The organism is Streptomyces sp. NPDC093546 (assembly GCF_044765045.1).
GTDB lineage: Bacteria > Actinomycetota > Actinomycetes > Streptomycetales > Streptomycetaceae > Streptomyces.
Genome location: NZ_JBIWJG010000004.1, coordinates 537,873 through 564,045, shown reverse-complemented (window position 1 = coordinate 564,045; position 26,173 = coordinate 537,873). Strand labels below are relative to the sequence as shown.

The window sequence follows — 26,173 nt, the reverse complement described above, 5'->3', positions numbered from 1 at the left end:
TCGTCAGTGGCACTGTCGTCAGCGGCACCGCCGTCAGCGCGTCCAGCAGGGCCTGGAGCGCCGGCGGCGGCGGCCCCGGCGGGGTGGCCAGGGAGACGGGGACCGTGAGGGCTGGGAGGGGGCGGAAGACCACGCGGGTGGTCGGGGGGAGGTTCCCCACCGGGTAGAACACCGTCCAGGACGGGTCCTGCCCGGCCGCCAGGTCCGTGAGGGTGTCCTGCAGCGTGGTGAACGGCGGCCCCGGCGTCATCCCGGGAAGCGCGGACGTGATCAGGTCGTGGAAGGCCGGGTTCGCGGCGCGGGGCGCCAGCCGCAGGGGCAGGTGCGCGAGAGAGTCGAGGCTCAGCACGTCGGCCGCCGCGAGCGGATGCCCGGCGGGGAGCGCGGCGATCAGCGGGTCGCACCACAGCGGGTGCAGCGCCACCCCCTCGGCCTCGCGCACGGTGCGTACGAGTGCGGCGTCGAAGGTGCCGGAGCGCACGGCCGCGAGCCGCGCCTCCTGCGGCGCCCGCTCCAGCCGGACGCGGAGCCCCGGTCGGCGCGCTGCCAGCGTGTCGAGCGCCCGGTAGACGCGGTCGGCGAACGCACGGGTGGTGCCGAGCCGGATCAGGCCCTCGGTGCCGGCGGCGATCCCGGCCGCGGTGCGGCGGATCAGGTCGGCCGCGGCGAGCGCGGCGCGCGCCTCGGGCAGCAGCCGCTCACCGGCGGCGGTGAGCCGCACGTGCCGGGTGGAGCGGTCGAAGAGCCGCAGGCCGAGCTCGCGCTCCAGGCGGGCGATCTGCTGGCTGACCGACGCCTGGACGATGTGCAGCCGCTCGGCGGCCCGGCCGAAGCCGAGCTCCTCGGCGACCGCGACGAAATACTCCAGCTGACGCAGCTCCACCTGGTCCCCCCACCCATCACCTTTGATGATCACTGTGCGGGTCAACCGCTTCTTGGTCACGTCTTCTTCCCGCCATGTACTGGAACCCGGACGTACGGACAAGGGAGCGGTCATGACTCAACGGGTGGTGCGGGAGCGTGCGGCGGAGACGGTGGAGCCGCCCTCGGGAGCGGTGTTCCGGCTGCTGGTGGACGGCGGCGCGGCGGGCGTGAACCGGCTGACGCTGCCCGCCGGGGCCGACGGTGCGAAGCCGCACCGGCACCTGCGGTCGACGGAGCTCTTCTACGTGCTGGACGGCGCGCTGGAGGTGCTGCTCGGCACCGAGGTGGTGACCGTCACGGCGGGCGACCTCGCGGTGGTGCCGCCGGGCATGCCGCACGCGTTCCGCGCGGCGCCCGGGCGGGAGGCGGACCTGCTGGCGGTCCTCACGCCCGGAGTGGAGCGGTTCGGGTACTTCCGGGCGCTGGGGCGGATCGCGCGCGGGGAGGACCGCTGGGAGAACCTGCTGCCCAGGCAAAGGGAATTCGACGTCCATTTCACGGCAGGGAATTGGTGAATTACTCGGGGGGTAGCTTCCCGCATTCTTCTGCCCGGTTTCCGGGAGGTTAAACAGGCGGATTTCAGGGACCTGATCAAGGTGTGACGGAGTCCACAAGCTGTCTGATTTATGCAGGTAATAGCAGGTCAAAACGGGCTGGTCCGCACACGCGCGAATAACACATGAGGGGCGCCGGTCCAACCCCGACCGGCGATGCAATTTCAGAATTTGCTGGGTAAGTTCAATCCGCATGACCGCCGCGCAAGCAGACGTTGCACGAGCCCGAAACGAATTCCTCGAAGTCGACGCTCCCCGTGTCGAGGACGGAGCCGCGATATGGCGCATCGCCCGCGACTCCAAGGTCCTCGACCTGAACTCCTCGTACAGCTACCTGCTGTGGTGCCGGGACTTCGCCGGCACCTCGCTGGTGGCGCGCGGGGCCGACGGTGAGCCGATCGCCTTCGTCACCGGCTACATCCGGCCCGAGCGGCCGGGGACCCTCGTCGTCTGGCAGGTCGCCGTCGACCACGCCCACCGCGGGCGCGGCCTCGCCGGTGTCCTGCTGGACGCGCTGACCGTGCGCCTCGCCGGGCGCGGGGTCCACACCGTCGAGACGACGATCACCCCGGACAACACCGCGTCGGATCGGCTCTTCACCTCGTACGCCGAGCGCCGGGGCGCCTCCGTGGAGCGCGAGGTCCTCTTCGACGGGGGGCTGTTCCCGGAGGGGACGCACGAGCCCGAGGTGCTCTACCGCATCAGCCCGATCGCCGCCTGAGACCCTCCGCGCCCGAGACCCCCGCGCCTGAGACCCCACTCTTCCGAGGAGACCGTCGTGACCATCACCCCGCCCGCCCTGAGCGTCTTCGAGACCCTGGAATCCGAGGTACGCAGCTACTGCCGCGGCTGGCCCGCGGTGTTCGACCGCGCCCAGGGCGCCCGCCTCACGGACGAGGACGGGCACACGTACCTGGACTTCTTCGCCGGAGCCGGCTCACTCAACTACGGCCACAACAACCCCGTGCTGAAACGCGCGCTCCTGGACTATCTGGAACGCGACGGCATCACCCACGGTCTGGACATGGCGACCACGGCCAAGCGCGCCTTCCTGGAGTCGTTCCAGAACGTGGTGCTGCGGCCGCGCGACCTGCCGTACAAGGTGATGTTCCCGGGCCCGACCGGGACCAACGCCGTGGAGGCGGCGCTCAAGCTGGCCCGCAAGGTGAAGGGGCGCGAGTCGATCGTGTCGTTCACCAACGCCTTCCACGGCATGTCGCTCGGCTCGCTGGCCGTGACCGGCAACGCCTTCAAGCGGGCCGGTGCGGGCATCCCGCTGGTGCACGGTACGCCGATGCCCTTCGACAACTACCTCGACGGGCGGGTGCCGGACTTCCTCTGGTTCGAGCGCCTGCTGGAGGACCAGGGGTCGGGCCTGAACAAGCCGGCCGCCGTGATCGTGGAGACCGTGCAGGGCGAGGGCGGCATCAACGTGGCCCGGCCCGAGTGGCTGCGGGCGCTGCGGGAGCTGTGCGACCGCCAGGACATGCTGCTCATCGTCGACGACATCCAGATGGGCTGCGGCCGCACGGGCGCCTTCTTCTCCTTCGAGGAGGCGGGCATCACGCCGGACATCGTCACCCTGTCGAAGTCGATCAGCGGCTACGGGCTGCCCATGTCGCTCTGCCTCTTCCTGCCGGAGCTCGACGTGTGGGGCCCGGGCGAGCACAACGGCACCTTCCGCGGCAACAACCCGGCCTTCGTCACCGCCACCGCCGCGCTGGACACGTACTGGGCCGACGGGCAGATGGAGAAGCAGACCATCGCGCGCGGCGAGCAGGTCGAGCAGGCGCTGCTGACGATCTGCGACGAGAACTCCGCCCACGGCGCCCACTACCGGGGCCGCGGGCTGGTCTGGGGCATGGAGTTCGCCGACAAGGCGCGGGCGGGCGCGGTCTGCCGGCGCGCCTTCGAGCTGGGGCTGCTGCTGGAGACCTCGGGGCCGCGCAGCGAGGTGGTCAAGCTGCTGCCGCCGCTGACCATCACGCCCGACGAGCTCGACGAGGGGCTGCGCACGCTGGCCCGCGCCGTCCGCGAGACCGCCTGACCGCCCGGGCCCCCACACACACGCACAGAAAGGCACTGCACGTTGATCGTCCGTTCGCTGAAGGACATCGAGAACACCGACCGCCATGTGAAGGCCGCGTCCGGCACCTGGGAGAGCAAACGCATCGTGCTCGCCAAGGAGAAGGTCGGTTTCTCCCTGCACGAGACCGTGCTGTACGCCGGGACCGAGACGTCGATGTGGTACGCGAACCACATCGAGGCCGTCCTGTGCGTCGAGGGCGAGGCCGAGCTGACCGACCACGAGACGGGCGAGACGCACTGGATCGAGCCGGGCACCATGTACCTGCTCGACGGCCATGAGCGGCACACCCTGCGCCCCAAGACCGACTTCCGGTGCGTGTGCGTCTTCAACCCCCCCGTCACCGGACGGGAGGACCACGACGAGAACGGCGTCTATCCGCTGCTCACCGAGGAGGGCTGACACCATGACGATGACCGCTGTGCAGGACCTGTACCCGACCCGGGGCGCCTCCGAGGTGATGACGCCCCGCCAGGACCCGGTGGTGTGGGGCACCGTCACCCCGGAGCTCCGGTCGTACGAGCGGGACGGCTTCCTCGCGGTCGACCAGCTCATCACGGACGACGAGGTCGCCGTCTACCGCGCGGAGCTGGAGCGGCTGATCGCCGACCCCGCGGTGCGCGCCGACGAGCGCTCCATCGTCGAGCCGAAGTCCCAGGACGTGCGGTCGGTGTTCGAGGTCCACAAGATCAGCGAGGTGTTCGCCGGTCTGGTGCGCGACGAGCGCGTCGTCGGGCAGGCGCGGGAGATTCTCGGCTCGGACGTGTACGTCCACCAGTCGCGGATCAACGTGAAGCCGGGCTTCGGCGCCTCGGGCTTCTACTGGCACTCGGACTTCGAGACCTGGCACGCGGAGGACGGTCTGCCGCGGATGCGGACGGTGTCCGTGTCGATCGCGCTGACCGAGAACTACGACACCAACGGCGGTCTGATGATCATGCCGGGGTCGCACAAGACGTTCCTGGGCTGCGCGGGTGCCACACCGAAGGACAACTACAAGAAGTCGCTCCAGATGCAGGACGCGGGCACGCCGTCGGACGAGGCGCTGACCAAGTTCGCGGACGCGCACGGGATCCGGCTGTTCACCGGCCGGGCGGGGTCGGCCACGTGGTTCGACTGCAACTGCATGCACGGCTCGGGTGACAACATCACGCCGTACCCGCGGAGCAACGTCTTCATCGTCTTCAACAGCGTGGAGAACGCCGCGGTGGAGCCGTTCGCGGCGCCGGTGCGCCGACCGGAGTTCATCGGGGCGCGGGACTTCACGCCGGTGCGGTGACGCCGGTGCCGTGAGGCCGCGGCGTACGGGAAGGGGCGGGACCGCCGGGCGGTCCCGCCCCTCCGCGGGTCTCAGGCGGTCAGCGCGGGGTAGTCGGTGTAGCCGCGGTGGTCGCCGGCGTAGAAGGTGGACGGGTCCGCGGTGTTGTACGGGCCGCCCGCCTTCAGCCGGGCCGGCAGGTCCGGGTTGGCGATGAACAGCGCGCCGAAGGCGAGGATGTCGGCCGTACCGTCCTCGACGAGCGCGAGGTCGGCGGCGCTGGTGGGACCGTCGGTGAACGGGTTCAGGACGAAGGTGCCGGAGAACCGCTTGCGCAGCGCCAGCGTGATCTCGCGGCTCGCCGGGGCGCTCTCCAGCACGTGCAGGTAGGCGATGCCCACCGGCTCGATGGCCTCCAGCAGCGCCGCGTACGTGGGCTCCGGCTCGGGCTCGTCGATGTCGTTGAAGGTGCCGCCCGGCGAGACGCGCAGGCCCGTGCGCTCGGGGCCGATCTCGGCGGCGACGGCCTTGACGACCTCGGCCGCGAAGCGGACGCGGTTCTCGACCGAGCCGCCCCACGCGTCGGTGCGGCGGTTGCTGCCGGGGGCGAGGAACTGGTGGATGAGGTAGCCGTTGGCGCCGTGCAGCTCGACACCGTCGAAGCCGGCGTCCACGGCGTTGCGGGCGGCGGTGGCGAAGTCGGCGATGGTGGCGCGTACCTCGGCGTCGGTCATCTCGCGCGGGACGACGAAGTCCTTGAGGCCCTCGGAGGTGAAGACCTGCCCCTTGGCGGCGATGGCTGAGGGGCCCAGCGGGTGCAGGTCGCCGGGGTGGTCGGCCACCACGACCGGGTGCCCGATGCGGCCCGCGTGCATGATCTGGGCGAAGATCCGGCCGCCCTTGGCGTGGACGGCGTCGGTGACCTCGCGCCAGGCGGCGACCTGCTCGGCGCTGTGCAGGCCGGGTGTGTTCGGGTAGCCCTGGCCGACCGGGGAGGGCTGGACGCCCTCGGTGATGATCAGGCCGGCGGAGGCGCGCTGGGCGTAGTACTCGACGGTCAGGGCGGTCGGCACGCGGGTGTCGGCGGTGGCCCGGCTGCGGGTCATCGGCGCCATGGCTATGCGGTTGGCGAGCTGCGTACCGGCGAGGTCGATGGGGTCGAAGGCGGTGGTCATGGGAGACTCCCGAAGCATTAAGTGGTCGGCCAAGCAATTGCCCGGGTGCCACTGTAGCGCATTTCTTTGGCCGACCAAGGTAAAGTGGAAGGAACCTCAGGAGGAGGAGTCGCGATGACCGCCGAACCCGCCCGCAGCGACGCGCTGCCGGCCGCCGCGCGCGGTGGCCCGGTCAGCCACACCCTCGCCCGGGTGGCCCGGCTGCACCGGATCGCCGCGGGCCGCCTGCTCAAGGCCGCCGGGATCTACCCCGGCCAGGAGTTCGTGATGATGTGCCTCTGGGAGAGGGGCCCGGTGCGCCAGTCCGAGCTGATCAAGGCGGCGGACCTGGACCCGTCGACCGTCACCAAGATGCTCCAGCGCCTGGAGCACACCGGGCTCGTCCGCCGCTCCCCCGACCCGGCCGACCGGCGCGCGGTCCTCGTCGAGGCGACCGACTCCAGCTGCGCGCTGCTCGCCGAGGTGTCCGCCGCCTGGTGCGACCTGGAGGAGCACACCCTCGCCGGGCTGGACCCGCGCGAGCGGGCCGAGCTCGTACGGCTGCTGGCGAAGGTCGAGGCGAACCTGTGCCGGGAGGCGGGGGACTGCCCGGTCGCGGGGGCTCAGGAGGAGGACAGCACGTCCAGCGCCCGGTCGACGTCGGAGACCGCGTTGTAGAGGTGGAAGGAGACCCGGAGGTTGCCGGCGCGGGCGGAGACGAGGACGCCCGCGCGCGCGAGCTCCGGCTGCCGCCCGCCGAGGCCGGGCACCGCCACGACGGCCGAGCCGCCGGGGCCCGCCGCGACCGGCTCGTGGCCGAGGTCCACGAGCCCGGCCCGGAAGCGCGCGGCGAGCGCCGTGGCGTGGGCGTGGATCGCCTCGATACCGGTCTCCTCCAGCACGCTCAGGGACCGCTCGGCGCCGTAGTACGCGAGGAAGGAAGGCGGCTCGTCGTAGCGCCGCGCCGTCGGGGCGAGCCGGTCGACGGGGCCGTACGTGCTGGTCCACGGGTCCTCGCCGGCGACCCAGCTCGCGTGGGCCGGCACCAGGGACTCCTGGGCCTCCTCGCTCACCGTCAGGAAGGACGCGCCGCGCGGGCAGAGCAGGAACTTGTAGCCCCCGGCGACGGTGTAGTCGTACGCGCCCGCCTCCAGCGGCAGCCAGCCCGCCGACTGCGACGCGTCCAGGAGCGTACGGGCGCCGTGCGCGGCCGCCGCCTCCCGTACGGCCGCGATGTCCGCGACCCGCCCGTCCGCGGACTGCACCGCCGAGAACGCGACGAGCGCGGTCCCCGGCCGCACCGCGCCGGCCAGCTCCTCCAGCGGCACGAACCGCGTCTTGAGGTCGCCGCGCACCGTGAACGGCATGATCAGCGAACTGAAGTCGCCCTCCACGAAGAGCACTTCGGCGCCCGGCGGCAGCGACGCCGCGATCAGCGCGACGTGCACGGCGACCGATCCCCCGAGGGCCACCCGGTCCGCCGCCACGCCCACGAGCCGGGCGTAACGCTGCCGCGCGACGTCCACCACATCGAAGCTGCCGGGTCCGTCCGCCCGCCCGGCCGCGTTCTGCTCGGCTAGCGCCGTGACGGCGTCGACGGTCCGGCGGGGCAGCAACCCGGAGGTGGAGGTGTTCAGGTACGTCTGCGCGGGCGCGAACTCGGCGCCTCCGAGAGGGGTTTCCATCCCCCCACCCTGAGCTTCCCCTGACCTCTCGTCAATTGCGTATTTTTCCGCGCTTCCTCTTAGGAACGCTTATGGAGGCCCGGCGTCTAGGACTCGCACGCGCCGCCGACACCGCACGCGGCCGCGCCCTCGTCGTCCCCGGCGGGGCCGAGCGGCTGCAGGGCGCGGCCCTGCCAGGCCTGCTCCAGGGCTCGGGTGAAGACCTCGGCGGGCTGGCCGCCGGAGACGCCGTAGCGGCGGTCGAGCACGAAGAAGGGGACGCCCGTCGCACCCAGCCGGGCGGCTTCCTCCTCGTCGGCGCGCACGTCGTCGGCGTACACCGTCGCGTCCGCCAGCACCTCGCGGACCTCCTCCTCCGCGAGCCCCGCCGCGACGCCGAGCCGCGCGAGGGACTCGAGGTCGTAGACGGACCCCTCACCCGCGAAGTTGGCCCGGTAGGCGAGGTCGAGGAGCTCACTCTGGCGTCCGCGGGCCTTGGCGAGGTGCAGGAGGCGGTGGATGTCGAAGGTGTTGCCGGTCATGCGCCCGGCCGTGTCGTACGGCAGCCCCTCACCGCGCGCCGTGGCGGCCACCTGCTCCTCCATCGCCACGGCCTCCTCGCGGCTGCGGCCGTACTTCCTCATCAGCGCGCCGACGACCGGCTCGACGTCCCCCTTGCCCCGGTGCGGGTCGAGCTCGAAGGACCGGTGCACGACCTCGACCTCCTCCCGGTGCGCGAAGGCCGCGAGCCCCTTCTCGAAGCGCGCCTTGCCGACGTAACACCAGGGGCAGGCGATGTCGCTCCAGATTTCCACGCGCATCTGTTCTCTTCCTCCACGATCATCACGCGACAGGCGGTCCGGCGCGGAGGCCACCTCCGCCCAGCACCCTGAACGCGCCCGGGGGGTGGCTCATTCCGCGGGGGCGAGGGTGTGAGCGGGAGCACGCGTCGGGCGACGTACCCCCTGCATACTCCAGCCGTGGATCAGGATCTTCTACGGCTGGAGGACGAGGTCGCGCTGATACCAGGTGCCTGGCTCACCGTCGAGGTGGGCCGGGTCGGCGGGGCCGACGGGGACGAACCCGGCCTTGGTCAGCACCCTCTGGGACGCGGCATTCCGGCGGGCAGTGGCCGCCCGCAGGGTGCGCAGCCCGTGCTGGGCCGCCGCCAGCCGGCACAGCTCCCGGACGGTCGCGGTCGCCACGCCACGGCCGGCGACACGCTGGGCGACCCGGTAGCCGAGTTCCGCTGTGTGGTCTTCGATGTCGACCAGATTGAACCTGCCGAGTACCGAGCCGTCCTCGGCGACGAGCACGTGGAAGGCGCAGACGCCGGCCGCCTGCTCGGCCAGCAAGGCGTTGTACCGGGCGGTGAACTGGTCGAAGAACTCGTCGCCGCGGTCGGGGACCGAAGCGGCGAAGTAGGCGCGGTTCGCCGACTCGAAGGCCAGGACCGCCGGGGCATGACCGGCATGCAGCCGCTGCAGCTTGGGCATTGCCCCACCTTATTCAGGTGGCGCACCGTGGTCACTTGAGTTGAGGACGGGCCGCACGGGGGCATGGGGATCAATGGTCGGACCGTTCACGACGGGGACCGTGTGTCGAGTCGGGCACGAACAGACTCAGTCGGTACGTGGTCGCCTGCTCCAGGCGCCCACAGAAGGTGTCCACCCGAGTCAGAGCCCAGTCGATCCGCTGCGGCCCGGCACGCAGACGACGCAGGTGGGAATGCCACTCCGACTCGTCCTGCGTCTCGAAGAGCACCTCCCAGCGGCCTGCATCGAGACTGGTGTGGCCTGCACCCCGCTGCTGACGTTTCCTCTTCCGCTGTCCTGGCACCGGCCCAGCATCGCCGGCTCGACACCACCGCAGCAAGAAGGCCGTTCCCGGCACAGCACTCCCCTGTTATCGTGCGCCGATGTCGTCGATCAAGCAGTTCCAAGTCACCTTCGACTGCGCGGACCCGGAGCGCGTCGCGCGCTTCTGGTGCGAGGTGCTGGGGTACGAAGCGCCGCCGCCGAAGGGGTTCGCCACGTGGGACGAGTTCCACGGCTCCCAGGCTCCTGAGGATCGCGGTGCCTGGTTCGCCTGCGTTGATCCCTCGGGGGTGGGACCGCGGCTGTTCTTCCAGCGCGTGCCCGAAGGGAAGGTCGTCAAGAACCGGGTGCATCTCGACGTGCGGGTGGGGACCGGGCTCGTGGGCGAGGAGCGCCTCGCCGCGCTCGAAGCCGAGTGCGCGCGGCTGATCCCGCTGGGCGCGGTGCGCGTGGAACTCCTGTATGACGGCCATGACGCGTGCATCGTGATGCAGGACGTCGAGGGCAACGAGTTCTGCCTCGACTGAGGGGACGTGTGGTGCACGTGAAACCGATACGACCGATACGACCGATGCGCCTGCCGGCCGCCGCCGGTGTCGTCTGCCTGTCGCTGCTGGTCGCCGGGTGCGGTACCGAGCGCGTCAGAGAGGCCGGTGCCTCCGTGGCGAGTCCGTCGGCCCCCTCCGCCGCCTCCGAGGATCCCGAGGCCCGGCACGACCGGCTGTTCCCCGGCCTCACCACGCGGTGCGCCGGGCTCGCGGCGAGCCCCTCCCCCCGTGCGTCCACGAGCACGGAGGCGCTCAGCCCCGAGGCGCGGAAGTACGCGGAGAACCACGCTTTCAAGCAGCAGCGGCGGCTCGGCCCCCGGGCCGAGTGCCGGGGCCGGGCGCACGCCGATCGCATCGGCGGGGGCGTCGGCGGCGCACGCACCGAGGCGGAGCTGCGGGCGGCCCTGGAGAAGCTGGGGTACGCGGCGGACGACGTGCAGACGTACGGCTCCGGGGCCGGTCTCGGTTTCGCGGTGTTCGTGCCGGGCGCGGGGCCCTGCGTCAGCGGCCGGGTGGGGCCGCCGCTCTCCGTCGAGGTGCACGGGCCGTACGCGGAGGGCGGCTGCGTGGAGCCGCGGGGAGGGCACTGAGTCAGTCGAGGACGAGCTGCGGCAGATGGCGCCGGAGGGCTTCGCGGCCCTCCGGCGTCACCGTTATCAGGCGGGTGCGCTCCTCGCGTACGAGCCAGGACGCGTCCAGTGCATGGCGCAGCAGCGCGGCGGCCACCGCGCCCGCGAGGTGCTGGCGCTGTTCGGTCCAGTCGAGGCAGACGCGGACGTGGGCGCGGTGCGCGGTGCCCGGGCGGGTGTCGGCGATGCCGAGCCCTGACAGCCAGGCGGCGCCGGAGGTCGTGAGAGCGGGGCCGTAGTCCCAGGTGAGGAAGCCCTGCGCGGTCATGGCGTCGGTGAGCGCTACGCCCAGGGTGCCGGCGAGGTGGTCGTAGCAAGTACGGGCGTACGCCAGCGCCTTGCGGCGGCGGGCGTCCGTGAGGGAGCGGACGGGGGTGCGGCGCCGCGGGGCGTGGGCGGCGAGGCTCTCGATCATCTCGGCGGTGTCCGGGCCCGCGAGGCGTACGTAGCGGTGCCGCCCGCGCCGCTCCTCGGCGAGCAGCCCGCCCGCGACCAGCTGGTGCAGATGGCTCGTCGCGGTGGAGGGGGCGACGCCGGCGAGGCGGGCGAGCTCGGTCGGCGTCCAGGCGCGGCCGTCGAGCAGCGCGAGGCAGAACGCGGCGCGCGTACGGTCGGCGAGGAGGGCCGCCAGGGAGGCGAGGTCGGGGACGTCGGGGCTGTCGAGGGCGTCCGGGCTGTCGAGGTGCACCCCGGTATTGTCACGCGGGCACGTTTCGGCCACCGTCGAAGTGTTACGCGCCTAGCGTCCTGCCCATGACGACAGATACACAGCGCGTTGATACGCGGCACACGGTGGTCCGGCCGAGCATCCTCTACTTCGGGACGCCCGTGGCCCTGCTCAGTACGGAGAACGAGGACGGTTCCGCCAACCTCGCGCCCGTCTCCTCCGCCTGGGCCCTCGGGCAGTACGTGATGCTGGGGCTCGGGCGCGAGAGCCACACGGCGCGGAACCTCGCCGCCCGGCCCGAGCTGGTGATCAGCCTGCCCTCGCCCGGCCTGTGGGAGTCCGTGGAGCGGCTGGCCCCGCTCACCGGGGCGGATCCCGTACCGGAGGGCAAGCGGGCCGTGTACCGGTACGAGAAGGACAAGTTCGCCGCCGCCGGGCTGCGGCCGCTCTCCTCGGAGCTGGTGCGGCCGCCCCGGGTCGCCGAGTGCCCGCTGCAGTTGGAGGCGCGGGTGACCGCGATGACGCCGGGCGGCGGCGGGCTCTTCTTCGGCGTGGAGTGCGAGGTGCTGCGGGTGCACGCGGAGGAGCGGATCGTGGTGCCGGGGACGCACCACATCGACCCGGCTGTCTGGAGCCCACTCATCTACAACTTCCGGCACTATCACGGTCTTGCACCCGAGGTCGGCCACGGCTTCCGCTCGGAAACGGCCTCCGGGAGCCGGCCGCGGTAGTACGTGGCGCGGGGCTCGCGGTGGAGGGCGGCGATGGTGTCGAGGTCGCCGGGGTTCGCGTACCGGAGGGTGGTCTCGATCGGGCCGCCGGGGACGCGGGCGCGCGGCCCCCGGTCGCGAGGTGGCTGAAGGTGGCGCGGTAGGCGCTCGGGGTGAGGCCGGTGCGGCGGACCAGGTGCTTGCGCAGGGAGTCGGCGGTGCCGAGGCCGCAGGCGTGGGCGACCTGGTCCATGGGGAGTTCGGTGGTCTCCAGCAGCTCCTTGGCACGCTCGATGCGCTGGTGCAGCAGCCACTGCAGCGGGCTGACCCCGCTCTCGGCGTGGAAGCGCCGGGTGAGGGTGCGGACGCTGACGCCCGCGTGCCGGGCCAGGTCGGTGAGGGTGAGCGGCCGGTCCAGGTGGCGCATGGCCCAGCCGCGGGTGTCGGCGCAGGCGGCGCCGCGTTCGGGCGGCAGCGGGGTCTGGGTGAACTGCGTCTGCCCGCCCGGGCGTACGGGCGCGACGAGCGCGAGCCGGGCGACCTCGTTGGCGACGGCGGCGCCGTAGTCGGTGCGGATCAGGTGCAGGCACAGGTCGATGCCGGCGGCGTACCCGGACGACGTCGCGATGCCGTCCTCGTCGACGAAGAGGACGTCCCGGCGGAGGTCGACGGCGGGAAATCGCTCGGCGAGCTCATGCGTGTACTGCCAGTACGTCGTCGCCTCGCGCCCGTTGAGGAGACCGGCGGCCGCGAGGACGAACGCGCCCGTGCAGAAGGAGGCGATGCGCTTGCCGGCGCCGGCGGCGCGCCGCAGCGCGTCCACCACGCGCGGATCGGGGCTCTCGCGGGATCCGGCGCCCGCGATGATGACGGTGTCGGCGTCCTCCACCGCGTCCAGGCCGCGCGGCACGTGGAGGGCGAGCCCGCCGCTGGTGGGGACCGGGCCCGGGTCGGGGGCGCAGATCACCGTCTCGTACCCGGGCCCGCCGTCGAGCTCGACCTTTCCGAAGATCATCTCGGGGAGGGCGAGGGTGAACATCGACGAGGGCGGCGCCGCGATGACGGCGACGCGGCGCGGACCCCGCACGGGCTGCACGGGCTGCATGGCCAGATCCTCCGGACGTATGGCAATCGGGCCACTACTGTACGGCTGCGAAGATCGCGAAGGTGTACGTCATGGACACGGAAAGCTCCTTCACACCTGCCGCTCCCGCCGCACGCCCTCCCGCGAGAACCAAGCCCGCGCGAACCACGCCCGCGAGCAGCGCACGCGCGCTGGCCGCCGCGCTGCTCGGGTTCGCGCTGATCACCCTCGACACCTCCGTGGTCAATGTCGCCCTGCCCGCCATGGGCGGAGACCTGGGCACCGGGATGACGGGTCTTCAGTGGGTGATGGACGCGTACACGCTGGCGTTCGCCGCGCTGCTGCTGTCCACCGGCGCGCTCGCCGACCGGATCGGCGCGAGCCGGGCGTACGCCGGGGGCATCGTGGTCTTCACGCTCGCCTCGGCGGCCTGCGGCCTGGCGCCCGGACTGCCGGCGCTCGTCGCCGCCCGGGCGGTGCAGGGGATGGCGGCCGCCGTGATGCTGCCCGCGTCGTTGGCGCTGGTCCGCGAGGCGTACGCCGACCCGGGGCGGCGGGGCCGCGCGGTGTCGCTGTGGGCGGCGGGCGGCACGGTCGCGATGGCGCTCGGGCCGGTCGTGGGAGGGGCGCTGACCAGCGCGTGGAGCTGGCGCTGGATCTTCTTCGTCAACGTGCCGCTGGGGCTGCTCGCGCTCGTGCTGCTGCGGCGCGTGGCCCGCTCACGGCCGCGCCCGGTCCCGCTGGACGTAGCGGGGCAGCTCACCGCGACGCTGGCGCTCGGCGCGCTGACGTTCGCGGCGATCGAGGGCGGGGCCGCGGCCTGGTGGGCGCTGGGGGTCGCGAGTGTGTCGTTCACCGCGTTCCTGCTGATCGAGGCGCGCCATCCGCATCCGGTGGTGCCACTGGGGATGTTCCGGTCCACCACGGTGGCCGTGTGCGTCGCCGCCGGGTCGGCCGTGAGCGTGGCGTTCTACGGCATCGTCTTCGTCCTCAGCCTGTACTTCCAGCAGGTGCTGCACCTGTCCGCGCTGGCGGCGGGGCTGATGTTCCTGCCCATGACGGGCCTGTTGGCGTTCGTGAACGTGTTCTCCGCGAGGGTCGCCGCCCGCCGGGGCCCGCGCCTGCCGATCGTCGTCGGCCAAGTCGTCGCGGTCGCCGGGCTCTTGCTCCTGCTGTACGCGGACGGGTCCACGCCCCTCGCCCTGCTGGCCGTGTCACTGGCGCCCTTCGCCCTGGGTTGCGGTTTCGCGCTGCCGCCGCTGATCGCCGCCATGATGGAGGCGGTTCCGGCGGAGCGGGCGGGCACGGCGGCCGGGCTGCTGAACGCGGCGCGGCAGACGGCGGGCGGGCTGAGCATCGCGGTGTTCGGCTCGCTGGTCGCGGGCGGTTCCGGCTCCGCGGGCGGGGAGGCCCACCTCGGCTCCGGTTCCGGCTCCGCGGGCGTCTTCGTGGACGGCATGCACGTCAGCCTGGTGCTGAGCGCGGCGCTGCTCGCGGTGACCGCGCTGGCGGCCACGCGGCTCGGCCGGCCGGCGCCACGCGCGGGTGGTGTCCGGCCGGCCGAGCGGCCTCAGCCCTCCCGGCGGCCGTCGACGCGGCGCGGCAGGCCCAGCGGGTTGTCGTCCCGCAGCTCGGGCGGCAGCAGCGCCTCCGGCGTCGACTGGTAGGTGACGGGGCGCAGCCAGCGCTCGATCGCGGTGCCGCCGACGGAGGTGGAGGTGGAGGTGGTGGCCGGGTACGGGCCGCCGTGGTGCTGGGCGGGGGCGACGGCGACGCCGGTGGGCCAGCCGTTGACGAGCACCCGTCCGGCGAGCGGGGTGAGTTCGGCGAGGATCGCGGATCCGTCGCCCGCGCCCTCGGTCTCCTCGGAGGAGAGGTGCACGGTGGCGGTGAGGTTGCCGGGGAGCCGCGACAGGACCGACGTGACCTCGTCGCCGTCCTCGTACCGGGCGACGACCGTGACGGGGCCGAAGCACTCCTCCAGGAGCAGGTCGTGCGGGCCCTCGGCGGCGAGCCGGGCGGCCGGGACGGTCAGGAACCCGGCGCGGACGGTGTGTTCGTCGCCGGCGCCCGGTGCGATGGGCGCCTCCACCTCCGGCAGGGCGGCGCGCTCGGTGACACCCGCGACGAAGTTGTCGCGCATCCGGTGGTCGAGGAGGACGCCCTCGCCGACCCCGGAGACGGCGTCGGCGAGCGACTTGACGAAGTGGTCGCCTGCCGGGCCGGCCGGGGCCAGTACCAGGCCGGGCTTGACGCAGAACTGTCCGACGCCGAGCGTCATGGACCCGGCGAGCCCGGTGCCGATCTGCTCGGCGCGCTCGGCGGCTGCGGCCTCGGTGACCACGACGGGGTTGAGGGAGCCGAGTTCGCCGTGGAAGGGGATGGGCACGGGGCGGGCGGCGGCCGCGTCGAAGAGCGCCCGGCCGCCGCGTACCGAACCGGTGAAGCCGGCCGCCGCGATCAGCGGGTGGCGGACCAGCTCGACGCCCGCCTCGAAGCCGTGGACCAAGCCGACGACCGCCTCGGGGAGGGAGTGCTCGGCGGCGGCGCCGCGCAGGACCTCGGCGGCCACCTCGGAGGTGGCCGGGTGGTCGGGGTGGGCCTTGACGACGACGGGGCAGCCGGCGGCGAGCGCGCTGGCGGTGTCGCCGCCGGGCACGGAGAAGGCGAAGGGGAAGTTGGAGGCGGAGTAGACGGCGACGACGCCCAGCGGCACCTTGTAGCGGCGCAGGTCCGGGACGGGCGGGGTGGCCGTGTCGTCCGGGTGGTCGATGATCACGTCGAGGAAGGCGCCCTCGTCGACGAGGTCGGCGAACGCGCGCAACTGGTAGCACGTGCGGGCGAGTTCCCCGGTGAGGCGGGTGGCGCCGAGCGCGGTCTCGGCGTCGGCGGCCGCGATGAGCCGGTCCTTGGCGGCGTCGAGGCGGTCGGCGGCGGTCCGCAGGAAGGCGGCGCGCACCGTGCGGTCGGCGAGCGCGCCCCGGGCGGCGTGGGCGGCGCGTACGGCGCTGTCGACGTCGGCGGCTGTGGCCTCCACCGCAACCTGCTCCCGTCGCTTCCCGGTCCGGGGGTCGACGCTCCAGACTTGTGCTGCTGACACCGCGACGTCCTTTCAGCCCTGCGTGGTTGTTCGGTATTCTGAACGGCGTTCCTGATGATGAATGGGACTCTATTAACGGGCGCGGCGTGCCACAAGAGGGGCGAGGTCCAATGTCAGCTACCGAATCCGGCGGAGCGCAGGTCAAGTCCGCCGTACGCACGGTGGAACTGCTCGAGTACTTCGCGGGCAGCCCCGGCATGCACTCCCTCGCCGCCGTGCAGGAGGCCGTCGGCTACCCCAAGTCCAGCCTGTACATGCTGCTGCGCACGCTGGTGGAGCTCGGCTGGGTGGAGACCGACGCGACGGGCACGCGGTACGGCATCGGCGTCCGCGCGCTGCTGGTCGGTACGTCGTACATCGACGGCGACGAGGTGGTGGCCGCCGCCCGCCCGACCCTCGACCGGCTCTCCGACGACACCACGGAGACCATCCACCTGGCCCGGCTCGACGGCACCAACGTCGTCTACCTCGCCACCCGCCAGTCCCAGCACTACCTGCGGCCGTTCACCCGCGTCGGGCGCCGGCTGCCGGCCCACTCCACCTCGCTCGGCAAGGCGCTGCTCGCCACCCACAGCGACGAGCAGGTGCGCAAGATGCTCCCCGAGACGCTGCCCGCGCTCACCGAGCACACCCTCACGGACCGCGAGAAGCTCATCGAGGAGCTCCGCGTCATCCGCGAGCAGGGGTACGCCGTGGACCGCGAGGAGAACACGCTGGGCCTGCGCTGCTTCGGCGTCGCCATCCCGTACCGCACCCCGGCGCGCGACGCGATCAGCTGCTCGGTGCCGGTGGCCCGGCTGACCCCGGCGCACGAGCAGCTGATCAAGGACGCGCTGTTCGACGCGCGCGACCGGCTGACGCTGGCGACCCGGAGGCTGTGACCGGCCTCCTCCCGAGGACTCCTCCCGGCGACTCCCCCCAGGGCCTCCTCCCGCGGACCGGGGCCTCTCCCCCGTCCGGCGGAGGCGGTTCGTCGGCAGGCAGGAGGCGTGGGGGGCGGTGCGGCCGGGAGGGTGGGGGCATGACAACGCCACCGCCCCTCAGTCCCGCTCGTCGAGTGCTGCGCGCCCTCGCCGTCGTCTCCTGCGTGCCCTACCTCGCCCTCAAGGCCGCTTGGATCGCCGGGAGTCGCGTCGGCATCCCGGACGGCAGCATGCTGCTGGAGGACCGGGCCCTGATGGCCGCCGTCAACGGCGTCACCGTCCTGATGGACTCGTGCGTCATCGTGCTGGCGCTGCTGCTGACCCAGCCCTGGGGCCTGCGCGTACGGGCCTGGCTGCTCGCCCTCCCGATGTGGGCGGCGACCGGCCTGCTGGCGCCGATCATGGTCGGCTTCCCGGTCCAGCTGCTCAGCCGGGGAGACTCCGCGCCGGCGCCGAAGGAGGCGTTCCTCGACGCGTGGGTCTTCGGGGTGGTGTACGGCGGCTTCATCGTGCAGGGCCTCGCCCTGGGGGCGCTGTTCCTCCTCTACGCGCGGGACCGCTGGGGGCGCGTGTGGCGGGCCCCGGCGACCGGGCCGGCCGCGTCGTGGGTGCGGCTCGTCGCCGTGGGCGCCTCGGTGCCGCTGGCGGCGGTGTGCGCGGTGCACCTGATGTGGGCGCTCGGCTCGACCACCGGCCTGCCCGCGGGCCTGATCGCCCAGCGCTCGTCCGACTACCACGCCCTGGAGGGCGTGCGGGCGCTGTTCGCCGCCGTCGCCGTGGTGGGCGTGCCGGCGCTGGTGTACGGCGCGGGCCGGAGCCGGTCACGCGCGCCCAAGGTGCCGCTCGTCGCGGCGTGGGTCGGGTCGGGCGCGGTGGCGTGCTGGGGCGGGTTCCTGCTGCTCACCCTGCTGATGCCGCAGGACGATCCGGCGGACGCGCCCACGGCGCTCATGGCGCTGGCCTACGCTGGCGAGATGATCACGGGGACACTGCTCGCCTGCTGCCTGGCCGCCTGCCTTCGGCGGCGTGCCGCGTGACCGTGCTCCGGGGCGCGCTGTGGCCCGACCGCCGGGCGCGACTGCGCTGGCTCCATCTCGTCCTGGGCGGCGCCCTGTTGATGCCGTACTGGCTCGTGGGCACGCTGGTCGTCGCACCGTTCACGAACCCGTCCGGTGGCCTGTTCGGCACCTCCGTGGCCGCGCAGTTCGCGGCGTACGCGGTCGCCCTGCCGCTCGCCGCGGTCACGGCGCTCTTCCCGCTCGCCCGGCCGCTGTCGGTGGCGGCGGCGCGGAGCCTGTGCGGGGTGGCGCCGGAGCTGTACGCGGACGGCCCGGCGAGGTCGTGGGCGGCGCGCAGGCGCACGGCAGGCTGGTTCACGCTCCACGTGGGCGTGGGCGGGCTGGTCAGCGGGGCGTCGCTGGCGCTGCCGCCGTTCGCGGTCACGCTGATGGTGCTGCCGTTCTCGGCGTCGCTGCGCGCGTCGGAGGCCGCCTCCTCCTGGTCGCTGGACCAGGCGTGGCTGGTGTGGGGCGGTCCGCCCGCCGGGCTGCTGTCGCTCGCCGCCCTCGTGGCCGCGGCCGCCGGGGCCGGGGCGCTGCTGGCCGGGCAGGCGCCGCGGCTGCTGGGGCCGACGCCCGCGGACCGGCTCGCCGCGGCGGAGCGGCGCGCCGCCGAGCTGGCCGTACGCAACCGGCTCGCGCGCGAGCTGCACGACTCGGTGGGCCACGCGCTGAGCGCGGTCACGCTCCAGGCCGGGGCGGCGCGCCGGGTCCTGGACACCGACCCCGCCTTCGTACGGGAGGCGCTGGCCGCGATCGAGGAGACCACGCGGCGTACGGTCGGCGAACTCGACTCCGTACTGGGGGTGTTGCGGCAGGGTGAGGACGACGCGGCGGATGCGCCCGGGGTGTCCGGGCCGGGCCTGGAGGCGCTGGAGGGGCTGGTGTCGGCGACCGGCCTGGAGGTGGCGCTCGGTGTGGAGGGCGGCGCCGACGTCGCCGGCGTACCGGGGCCGGTGTCGCGCGAGGCGTACCGGATCGTGCAGGAGGGACTGACGAACGCCGCCCGGCATGCCGCCGGGGCGGCGGTGTCGGTGCGTATCGCCCTCAAGGAGTACGGGCAGGAGGAGTTGGAGATCGTCATGGAGAATCCGCTGCCTGCCACACCCGCCGTCGCCCGTCCCGGCGGCGGCCACGGCCTGCGAGGCATCGCCGAACGGGCCCGGCTGCTGGGCGGCACGTCGGCCGCCGGGCCGGTGGACGGCGTGTGGCGGCTGACGGCACGGCTGCCGCTGGCTGGGGGCGCCCGGTGATCCAGCCCGTGAACCCACCCGTGCCCCCGCCCGCGACCCCGCCCGTCATCCGTGTCGTCCTTGCGGACGACGAGCGAATGGTGCGCACCGCCCTGCGCGTCGTCCTGGACGCCGAACCGGACGTCGAGGTGGTCGGCGAGGCGTCGGACGGCGCCGAGGCGGTGACCGTGGTGCGCGAGCTGCGCCCCGACGTGGTGCTGATGGACGTGCGCATGCCCGGGATCGACGGCATCCGCGCCACCGAGCGGCTGGTCGCCTCGATGGGCGGGGCCGCGCCGCGGATCGTGGTCGTGACGACCTTCGAGAACGACGCGTACGTGTACGACGCGCTGCGCGCCGGGGCCGCCGGGTTCCTGCTGAAGCGGGTGGCGGTCGAGGAACTGGTCGGCGCGGTGCGGCTGGTGGCGCGCGGCGACTCGCTGCTGTTCCCGTCGGCGCTGCGGGGCCTCGCGGCGGCGTACGGCCCGAGGGGGCGCGCGGCCGCCCCGCCGTGGGCGGCGCGGCTGACCGACCGGGAGGCGGACGTGCTGCGGCTGATGGCGAGGGGCCTGACGAACGCGGAGATCGCGGCCCGGCTGGACGTCGGCCCGGCGACGGTGAAGTCGCACGTGGCGGCGGTGCTGGCGAAGACGGGGACCCGGGACCGTACGCAGGCGGTGATCGCGGCGTACGAGTCGGGCTTCATCGTGCCGGCCGAGCAGTGGTGATTCCGGGTGGGGATTGACTGAGAGATGAGGATTCCCTGAGAAACGCGCCGTCCCGGAACGCCTCCCGGCGTCCCGTTCGTCCTCTTCGACGGAATGAACAAGACGATCAGAAGAGCCGCGGTCTTCTCCCTGCTGCTGGTGCTCTCGCTGCTGCTGAGGGCGACGTGGGTACAGGCGTACGAGGCGAAGGCGCTCGCGGACAACGCGCACAACCGGCGGAACGTCATGGAGCAGTACGCCCGGCCGCTCGGGGACATCGTCGTGGCCGGTTCGCCGGTCACCGGGTCGAAGCGGACGGACGGTGGCGACCTGCGCTACCAGCGCGTCTACACCGAGGGGGAGCTGTACGCGGCGGTCACGGGGTACAGCTCGCAGGTGTACGGCGCCACCCAGCTGGAGGGCGTCTACCGTGACGTCCTCGACGGCACCGACCCGCGGCTGAAGAACCCGCTCGACGCGCTCACCGGTACGTCCACCGAGCCGGGCGACGTGCTGACGACGATCGACCCGGCGGTGCAGAAGGCCGGGTACGAGGCCCTCGGCGACATCAAGGGCGCGGCCGTCGCCCTCGACCCGAAGACCGGGCGGGTCCTGGGCATGGTCAGCACCCCGTCGTACGACCCGTCGACGATCGCCGGGTCGGCGGACGGCGACGCCTGGCGGAAGCTGACCACCGACGCGGACAAGCCGCTGGTGAACCGGGCGATGCGGCAGCCGGTGGCGCCGGGCTCGACGTTCAAGCTGGTCGTCGCGGCGGCGGCGCTGGAGGACGGGCTGTACGGCTCGGTCGACGAGCTGACGCGGAGCCCCGACCCGTACACGATGCCGGGCACGGTCAGGCCACTGGAGAACGAGAACCGGTCGGCGCCCTGCGAGAACGCCTCCCTGCGCACCGCGCTCCAGTACTCCTGCAACAACGTCTTCGGCAAACTGGCCGTCGACCTGGGGCAGGACAAGGTGCGGGCCATGGCGGAGAAGTTCGGCTTCAACGACAAGAAGCTGGACATACCGGTGCGGGCGTACCCGAGCGTCTACCCGACCGGGCTGAACCCGTCGCAGACGGCGCTGACGGGCATCGGCCAGTTCGACGTGACGGCCACGCCGCTGCAGATGGCGATGGTGTCGGCGGCCCTTGCCCACGACGGCGTGCTGGAGTCGCCGCACATGGTCTCCCGCGTCGTGGACGCGGACGGCGACACGCTCGTGTCGTACGACGACACGGACGCGCGCCGGATCGTGTCGTCCGCCACCGCCGAGCAGTTGCGCAGCGCGATGGTCACGGTCGTCGAGGACGGCACGGGCGGCAACGCCCGGATCGACGGCGCGGAGGTCGGTGGCAAGACGGGCACGGCCCAGCGGGGCGTGGACAACAGCGAGAAGCCGTACGCCTGGTTCACGTCGTACGCCAAGGACCCGGCGACGGGCAAGGAGGTCGCGGTCGCGGTCCTGATCGAGGACTCGCACGCACAGCGCGCGGAGGTCAGCGGCAACGGCCTGGCGGCGCCGGTGGCGCGGGCGATGATGGAGGCGGCGCTGACGTAGCGGACGGAGGGCGGGAGTTGACGGCCCCGGGCGCGGACGGCTGCCCGGCGCACGGTATGCAGGGGACACCACCCCTGCACTCCCCTGCACCCCCTGCCTCTGGAGGCCCTCGTGCGCGCGCTGCCCCACCCCCGTCCCTTCCCCTCCCCCGTCCCGCGCTCCCTCTCCGGCTGGACCATCGCGGTCTTCGGCCTCTGCGCCACGGCACTCGGCGCCCTCGGGCTGGCCGCTCCGGACGCGCTGCTCACGGTCATGGGCTTCGAGGCCATACCGGACGCCCGGCGCGCGGAGGGCGACCACACCCTGACGTTCCTGACCGCCTCCTCGATGGCGGCGGTCAATATGGGCGTCTACTACGTCCTGGCGGCGCTCGCCGACTGGAAGCCCTTCTTCCGGTGGACCGTGCCGTTCCGGCTCCTGACGTGCGCGGTCTTCACCGTGGCGGTCCTCACGGGCCGCGCCCCGGCCGGATTCCTCGCCGTGGGCCTGTGGGAGGGCCTGGGCGCGGTGGTGACGGGGGCCGCCCTCCGGTACGAGGGCCGGGCACGGCAGAATGCGGCGGCATGACACACCGGTTCGCCCTGCTCGGCGGGGATGACGACGCCAAGGTCTGGGACGAGCTCTGGAACGACCTCTGCCACCAGGGCTGCGTCTACGACGACAGCTTCGCGGCCCTGCCGTTCCTCGCGGCCATCGCGACGGGCCGCGCCCCCGGCGACCGCGAGCAGGCGGTGCTGATGGCGGGCCTGATCGCCTCCGCCGCCGACGAGGAGCGCCGGGCCCGGTACGCCACCGAGATCGCCGAGCTGCTGCCGGTGGCCCGCGCGTGCCTGGCCGCCTGCCCGGCGGACGACGCGAGCACCTTCGTCTACCTCACGCAGTGCCTGCTGGCGTTCGAGGGCGAACCCGTCTGGTCGGACTCGCTGGAGGGACTGTTCACCGAGGAGTTCGAGGTCGAGTGCCCCGACCCCGGGTGCGGGGCGATGCCCTTCGTCATCTTCGGCGACCACGCCGAGGACGACGAGGCCGAGACGCACCCCGCCGACCCGTCCGAGCTGACGGGCATCGCGCAGCGGCTGCACCGGATGGCGAGCGAGGCCGGGCAGACCGGGGTCGCGCGAGGCGTCACGTACCTCTTCGGGCGGGCGACCTGCCCGGAGTGCGACACGGAGTTCTCGGTCTCCGAGCGGGTCGCCGCGCCGGCCACGGGCGGCTGAGGCGGGGCGGGGCGGGGCGCGGGGTACGACCCCGGACTCCCGCCCCTACGCGCCGAACAGCTGCTCGATCGGGTCGATCGCGAAGTACACCGCGAACAGCGCCGCCGCACCCCACAGCAGCGGGTGCACCTCACGGGCCTTGCCCAGGGCCGCCTTGAGGGTGACGTAGGCGAGGAAGCCCGCGCCGATGCCGTTGGTGATGGAGTAGGTGAACGGCATGACGGCGATCGTCAGGAACGCCGGGATCGCGATCTCGTACGACTGCCAGTCGATGTGCCGCACCTGCGCCATCAGCAGGAAGCCGACGGCCACCAGGGCGGGCGCGGCGGCCTGGGCCGGGACGACCGTGGCGAGGGGCGTGAGGAAGAGCGCGAGCCCGAACAGGGCGCCGGTGACGAGCGAGGCGAAGCCCGTACGGGCGCCCTCGCCGACACCGGCGGCCGACTCGATGTAGGAGGTGCCGGAGGAGGCGGACGCCGCGCCGCCCGCGACCGCCGCCGCGCCGTCGATGAGCAGCACACGGCCGAGGTTCGGCACCCTGCCCCGCTCGTCGAGGAGCCCGGCCTCGCTGGAGACGCCGACGACGGTGCCCATGGTGTCGAAGAAGTCGCTCAGCAGCAGCGTGAAGACGAGCAGCACCAGCGTCACCGCCCCGACCTGCTCGAACGCGCCGAAGAGGCTGAAGGAGCCGACGAGTCCGAAGTCGGGGAGGGCGACGATGTCGTCCGGGAACGACGGGACGGTCAGCCCCCAGGCGAGCGGCCTCATCTCGGCGAGCTCGTTGATGGCGATCGCGACCGCCGTCATGGTGACGATGGAGATGAGGATCGCGCCGCGCACCCCGCGCGCCATCAGCGCGATGGTGAGCAGCACACCCAGGCAGAAGACCAGGACCGGCCACCCCGAGAGCTGCCCCGTGGCGCCGAGCTGGACGGGCACGGACCCCGTCTCACCGGGGATGCGGGTGGCGAAGCCGGCGTCGATGAAGCCGATGAACGCGATGAACATGCCGATGCCGACGCTGATGGCCTGCTTGAGCGGCTTGGGGATGGCGTGCATCACCGCCTCGCGCAGCCCGGTGACGACGAGCAGGCAGATGAGGATGCCTTCCAGGACCACCAGCCCCATCGCGTCGTCCCAGCTCATCAGCGGCGCGAGCTGATAGGCGACGACGGCGTTGAGCCCGAGCCCGGCGGCGAGCGCGAGCGGCAGGTTGCCGCCGAGCCCCATGGCCGCCGTCATCACGGCGGCCACCAGCGCGGTCGCGGTCACGAGCTGCCCGGTGGACAGCTGGGTGCCGAACTTGTCCTCGGTACTGCCCAGGATCAGCGGGTTGAGGACGAGGATGTAGGCCATCGTGAAGAACGTGGCGAACCCGCCGCGGACCTCGCGCGCCACGCTCGATCCGCGCTCGCTGATACGGAAGTAGCGGTCGACGGCCTGTGCTGCCGGCATGGGACTCCTCGCGGGAGGTCGGAGCGGACGGGGCGGGGGGGGGACGCGCGGGGGTGGCCCGATTGTCGCCGCGCGGGGCCCGGTCCAGGTTTACGGCGTGTAACACATGAGATCAACCGGTGCGGCGCGGGCGTGTCCGGTGCTTCGATGAACCCCTGATCGACTCCGCCCGAGCCCTGGAGGTCATGCGATGGCGGCGAACGGACGCTCAGCCCCGCCCACGCTGGAGGAGGTGGCCGCGCTCGCCGGTGTGGGGCGGGGCACGGTGTCGCGGGTCATCAACAACGCGCCGGGGGTCAAGGAGGCCACCCGGGTGCTGGTGAAGCAGGCGATCGACCGGCTCGGTTACGTACCGAACCGGGCCGCCCGCGCCCTGGCGGGGAGCCGCAGCGACGCGGTGGCGCTGGTCATCGCGGAGAGCGCGCGGCGGTTCTTCACCGAGCCGTTCTTCTCGGACATCGTCCACGGCGTCACGGCCGGGCTGGCGGACACCGAGATGCAGTTGCTGCTGACGCTGGTGCGCGGCGACAAGGAGCGGCAGCGCTTCGTCCAGTACGCCCGCGCCGGGCGGGTCGACGGGGTGCTCCTGGTGTCGGTGCACGACGACGAGCCGCTGCCGGACATGCTGGCGGAGCTGGAGGTTCCGACGGTGCTCAGCGGGCGGCGCCGCAGCGACGAGTCGGTGTCGTACGTCGACTCCGACAACGTCGGCGGCGCGCGGGCGGCCGTGCGGTACCTGGCGGGCTCGGGGCGGCGTGCCATCGCCACGATCTCGGGACCGCTGGACATGTACGGGGCGCGGTGCCGGCTGCGCGGTTATCAGGAGGAGATGCGGGAGGCGTTCGGCCGCGAGCCGGACCCGGCGTGGACGGCGCGGGGTGACTTCACCGAGGAGAGCGGGCGCCGGGCGACGCAGGAGCTGCTGGAGCGCCACCCCGGGCTCGACGCCGTCTTCGCGGCGTCGGACGTGATGGCGGCCGGTGCCCTCCAGGTGCTGCGGGCGGCGGGTCGGCGGGTTCCGGAGGACGTGGCCGTGGTCGGGTTCGACGACTCGCCGATCGCGCAGCACACCGATCCGCGGCTGACAACAGTGCGCCAGCCGGTGGAGGAGATGGGCCGGGCCATGGCCCGGGTCCTGATGGAGAGCATCGACGAGCGCGGCGCCGCGGCGGGTGCCGGGGCCGGGGGCGGGGGCGGGACCGCCTGGCGGCACGTCATCCTGCGGACGGAGCTGGTGCGGCGGGCGTCGGCCTGACCCCGTCCCCGCACTGGCCGTTCCGGCGCAGGGCGGCGATCGCGCTGTCGGCGCCCCGGGCGTACGGGGCGAGCTGGTCGGGCGTCATCGCGACGCGCCAGCGGCCGTCCTCGTGCCGCATGCGCAGGGTGCCCGACGTGCCGCCGCCCCGCCAGTGGGCGTCGACGGTGCGGGCGTCGGCGGCGACGGCGCGCTCCACCTGGAGGGGGACGGCGAGCAGCGGGTGGCAGGCCCGGTGCACGCGGACGTAGGTGTCGCGCGGTACGCGCTGCCGGGCCTCCCGGCCGAAGTCGGCCCAGGCGCCGGACCAGTCGCCGCCGGAGAGCAGGCCGAGGTGCCTCTGCGCCGCGGCCCGGGCGGCCTGCTCATCGGCCCCCCGGCCGGCCGCGCTCCCGGTCGCCGGCCCGCCCGCCGGCCCCGTCGTCGCGGCGTCCTGCGCGCGGCTGACCCACACGGCGGCGAGGAGGGCGGCGGCGACGGCCACCGGGGCCAGGCGCCGGCGCCATGGGCGGCGGGGGCGGTCGGGTCGGTGCATGGAGCGCGCGCCTTCCGCTGAGCGGGCAGCCGC

Annotated in this window: 26 protein-coding genes and 2 pseudogenes; 18 read left to right on the top strand and 10 right to left on the bottom strand. The window is 73.3% G+C overall.

The annotated features are described in order from the left end of the window. Positions 1-88: 88 nt before the first annotated feature. Positions 89-997 (bottom strand): annotated as a pseudogene (locus tag ACIRNI_RS12220) (LysR family transcriptional regulator); the annotation flags it as partial. Between ACIRNI_RS12220 and ACIRNI_RS12215 the strand changes: the two are divergent. The 5 genes from ACIRNI_RS12215 to thpD all read left to right on the top strand — a co-directional run bounded on the left by ACIRNI_RS12215 (position 996) and on the right by thpD (position 4,843). Next, positions 996-1,439, top strand: coding sequence for a cupin domain-containing protein (locus tag ACIRNI_RS12215; protein WP_403550700.1), 444 nt, complete (start codon positions 996-998; stop codon positions 1,437-1,439). The pseudogene ACIRNI_RS12220 and the gene ACIRNI_RS12215 overlap by 2 nt on opposite strands. A gap of 232 nt (positions 1,440-1,671) precedes the next feature. Beyond that, positions 1,672-2,199 carry a diaminobutyrate acetyltransferase gene (gene ectA / locus ACIRNI_RS12210; protein ID WP_355360342.1) on the top strand — a complete coding sequence of 176 codons (528 nt, stop codon included), beginning with the start codon at positions 1,672-1,674 and terminating at the stop codon, positions 2,197-2,199. 57 nt (positions 2,200-2,256) lie between these two features. After that, positions 2,257-3,525 carry a diaminobutyrate--2-oxoglutarate transaminase gene (gene ectB, locus ACIRNI_RS12205; protein ID WP_355360339.1) on the top strand — a complete coding sequence of 423 codons (1,269 nt, stop codon included), beginning with the start codon at positions 2,257-2,259 and terminating at the stop codon, positions 3,523-3,525. Positions 3,526-3,567: 42 nt separating this feature from the next. Continuing rightward, positions 3,568-3,966: an ectoine synthase gene (locus ACIRNI_RS12200; protein WP_355360336.1), complete on the top strand. Its 399-nt coding sequence runs from the start codon at positions 3,568-3,570 to the stop codon at positions 3,964-3,966. Positions 3,967-3,970: 4 nt separating this feature from the next. After that, on the top strand, positions 3,971-4,843 hold the full coding sequence (gene thpD, locus ACIRNI_RS12195; RefSeq protein WP_355360333.1) for an ectoine hydroxylase: 873 nt from the start codon (positions 3,971-3,973) through the stop codon (positions 4,841-4,843). Between the two features lie 71 nt (positions 4,844-4,914). Here thpD and ACIRNI_RS12190 read toward each other — a convergent pair whose 3' ends face one another. Further along, complete coding sequence (locus ACIRNI_RS12190) at positions 4,915-5,997, bottom strand: alkene reductase (RefSeq protein WP_403550698.1); 1,083 nt, start codon at positions 5,995-5,997, stop codon at positions 4,915-4,917. 114 nt (positions 5,998-6,111) lie between these two features. Between ACIRNI_RS12190 and ACIRNI_RS12185 the strand changes: the two genes are divergently transcribed. Then, a complete protein-coding gene (locus ACIRNI_RS12185) occupies positions 6,112-6,654 on the top strand; it encodes a MarR family winged helix-turn-helix transcriptional regulator (protein ID WP_403550695.1) in 543 nt (180 codons plus the stop codon). On the opposite strand, the gene ACIRNI_RS12180 is transcribed toward ACIRNI_RS12185, so the two are convergent. The 3 genes from ACIRNI_RS12180 to ACIRNI_RS12170 form a co-directional block, all read right to left on the bottom strand. Continuing rightward, the gene (locus ACIRNI_RS12180) at positions 6,600-7,661 is read right to left on the bottom strand and encodes an aminotransferase class V-fold PLP-dependent enzyme (protein ID WP_403550694.1); all 1,062 of its coding nucleotides are present in this window, start codon (positions 7,659-7,661) and stop codon (positions 6,600-6,602) included. The two genes, ACIRNI_RS12185 and ACIRNI_RS12180, sit on opposite strands and share 55 nt — an antisense overlap. Before the next feature lie 86 nt (positions 7,662-7,747). Beyond that, entirely contained in the window at positions 7,748-8,461 is a 714-nt protein-coding gene (locus tag ACIRNI_RS12175; protein WP_403550692.1) for a DsbA family oxidoreductase, read from the bottom strand. A 174-nt stretch (positions 8,462-8,635) separates the two neighbouring features. Further along, positions 8,636-9,136 (bottom strand): GNAT family N-acetyltransferase, encoded by a 501-nt coding sequence (locus tag ACIRNI_RS12170; RefSeq protein ID WP_403550690.1) that lies wholly within the window; start codon positions 9,134-9,136, stop codon positions 8,636-8,638. A 422-nt stretch (positions 9,137-9,558) separates the two neighbouring features. On the opposite strand from ACIRNI_RS12170, the gene ACIRNI_RS12165 reads away from it, so the two are divergent. Next, on the top strand, positions 9,559-9,984 hold the full coding sequence (locus tag ACIRNI_RS12165; RefSeq protein ID WP_403550688.1) for a VOC family protein: 426 nt from the start codon (positions 9,559-9,561) through the stop codon (positions 9,982-9,984). 44 nt (positions 9,985-10,028) lie between these two features. Beyond that, complete coding sequence (locus tag ACIRNI_RS12160; protein ID WP_403550687.1) at positions 10,029-10,595, top strand: hypothetical protein; 567 nt, start codon at positions 10,029-10,031, stop codon at positions 10,593-10,595. A 1-nt stretch (position 10,596) separates the two neighbouring features. Here the strand turns inward: ACIRNI_RS12160 and ACIRNI_RS12155 are convergent, their stop codons facing one another. Next, complete coding sequence (locus ACIRNI_RS12155) at positions 10,597-11,322, bottom strand: ArsR/SmtB family transcription factor (protein ID WP_403550685.1); 726 nt, start codon at positions 11,320-11,322, stop codon at positions 10,597-10,599. Between the two features lie 65 nt (positions 11,323-11,387). Here ACIRNI_RS12155 and ACIRNI_RS12150 point away from each other — a divergent pair, with 65 nt between their 5' ends. After that, positions 11,388-12,032, top strand: a complete 645-nt coding sequence (locus ACIRNI_RS12150) for a flavin reductase family protein (RefSeq protein WP_403550683.1) — start codon at positions 11,388-11,390, stop codon at positions 12,030-12,032. Between the two features lie 85 nt (positions 12,033-12,117). Here ACIRNI_RS12150 and ACIRNI_RS12145 read toward each other — a convergent pair. After that, positions 12,118-13,116 (bottom strand): annotated as a pseudogene (locus tag ACIRNI_RS12145) (GlxA family transcriptional regulator); the annotation flags it as partial. Positions 13,117-13,187: 71 nt separating this feature from the next. On the opposite strand from ACIRNI_RS12145, the gene ACIRNI_RS12140 reads away from it, so the two are divergent. Beyond that, complete coding sequence (locus ACIRNI_RS12140) at positions 13,188-14,762, top strand: MFS transporter (RefSeq protein WP_403550682.1); 1,575 nt, start codon at positions 13,188-13,190, stop codon at positions 14,760-14,762. On the opposite strand, the gene ACIRNI_RS12135 is transcribed toward ACIRNI_RS12140, so the two are convergent. Beyond that, positions 14,666-16,195: an aldehyde dehydrogenase (NADP(+)) gene (locus tag ACIRNI_RS12135; RefSeq protein ID WP_403550681.1), complete on the bottom strand. Its 1,530-nt coding sequence runs from the start codon at positions 16,193-16,195 to the stop codon at positions 14,666-14,668. The genes ACIRNI_RS12140 and ACIRNI_RS12135 overlap by 97 nt on opposite strands. Positions 16,196-16,305: 110 nt before the next feature. Here ACIRNI_RS12135 and ACIRNI_RS12130 point away from each other — a divergent pair, with 110 nt between their 5' ends. The 7 genes from ACIRNI_RS12130 to ACIRNI_RS12100 all read left to right on the top strand — a co-directional run bounded on the left by ACIRNI_RS12130 (position 16,306) and on the right by ACIRNI_RS12100 (position 22,895). Next, on the top strand, positions 16,306-17,076 hold the full coding sequence (locus tag ACIRNI_RS12130; RefSeq protein ID WP_355360306.1) for an IclR family transcriptional regulator: 771 nt from the start codon (positions 16,306-16,308) through the stop codon (positions 17,074-17,076). A gap of 140 nt (positions 17,077-17,216) precedes the next feature. Next, the gene (locus ACIRNI_RS12125; protein ID WP_403550678.1) at positions 17,217-18,155 is read left to right on the top strand and encodes a hypothetical protein; all 939 of its coding nucleotides are present in this window, start codon (positions 17,217-17,219) and stop codon (positions 18,153-18,155) included. Beyond that, positions 18,152-19,429 carry a sensor histidine kinase gene (locus ACIRNI_RS12120; RefSeq protein WP_403550676.1) on the top strand — a complete coding sequence of 426 codons (1,278 nt, stop codon included), beginning with the start codon at positions 18,152-18,154 and terminating at the stop codon, positions 19,427-19,429. The genes ACIRNI_RS12125 and ACIRNI_RS12120 overlap by 4 nt, the downstream gene beginning before the upstream one ends. Positions 19,430-19,476: 47 nt before the next feature. Beyond that, positions 19,477-20,136, top strand: a complete 660-nt coding sequence (locus ACIRNI_RS12115; protein WP_403550875.1) for a response regulator — start codon at positions 19,477-19,479, stop codon at positions 20,134-20,136. 93 nt (positions 20,137-20,229) lie between these two features. Beyond that, entirely contained in the window at positions 20,230-21,678 is a 1,449-nt protein-coding gene (locus ACIRNI_RS12110) for a peptidoglycan D,D-transpeptidase FtsI family protein (RefSeq protein WP_403550675.1), read from the top strand. Positions 21,679-21,798: 120 nt separating this feature from the next. Then, a complete protein-coding gene (locus ACIRNI_RS12105; protein ID WP_403550874.1) occupies positions 21,799-22,245 on the top strand; it encodes a hypothetical protein in 447 nt (148 codons plus the stop codon). After that, positions 22,242-22,895, top strand: a complete 654-nt coding sequence (locus ACIRNI_RS12100) for a hypothetical protein (RefSeq protein ID WP_403550673.1) — start codon at positions 22,242-22,244, stop codon at positions 22,893-22,895. Before ACIRNI_RS12105 ends, ACIRNI_RS12100 begins: the two co-directional genes overlap by 4 nt. 45 nt (positions 22,896-22,940) lie before the next feature. On the opposite strand, the gene ACIRNI_RS12095 is transcribed toward ACIRNI_RS12100, so the two are convergent. Then, positions 22,941-24,350 carry an NCS2 family permease gene (locus ACIRNI_RS12095; RefSeq protein WP_403550671.1) on the bottom strand — a complete coding sequence of 470 codons (1,410 nt, stop codon included), beginning with the start codon at positions 24,348-24,350 and terminating at the stop codon, positions 22,941-22,943. Between the two features lie 190 nt (positions 24,351-24,540). Between ACIRNI_RS12095 and ACIRNI_RS12090 the strand changes: the two genes are divergently transcribed. After that, positions 24,541-25,605 (top strand): LacI family DNA-binding transcriptional regulator, encoded by a 1,065-nt coding sequence (locus tag ACIRNI_RS12090; protein WP_403550669.1) that lies wholly within the window; start codon positions 24,541-24,543, stop codon positions 25,603-25,605. On the opposite strand, the gene ACIRNI_RS12085 is transcribed toward ACIRNI_RS12090, so the two are convergent. Beyond that, complete coding sequence (locus tag ACIRNI_RS12085; protein ID WP_403550667.1) at positions 25,565-26,140, bottom strand: hypothetical protein; 576 nt, start codon at positions 26,138-26,140, stop codon at positions 25,565-25,567. The two genes, ACIRNI_RS12090 and ACIRNI_RS12085, sit on opposite strands and share 41 nt — an antisense overlap. Positions 26,141-26,173: the final 33 nt, after the last annotated feature.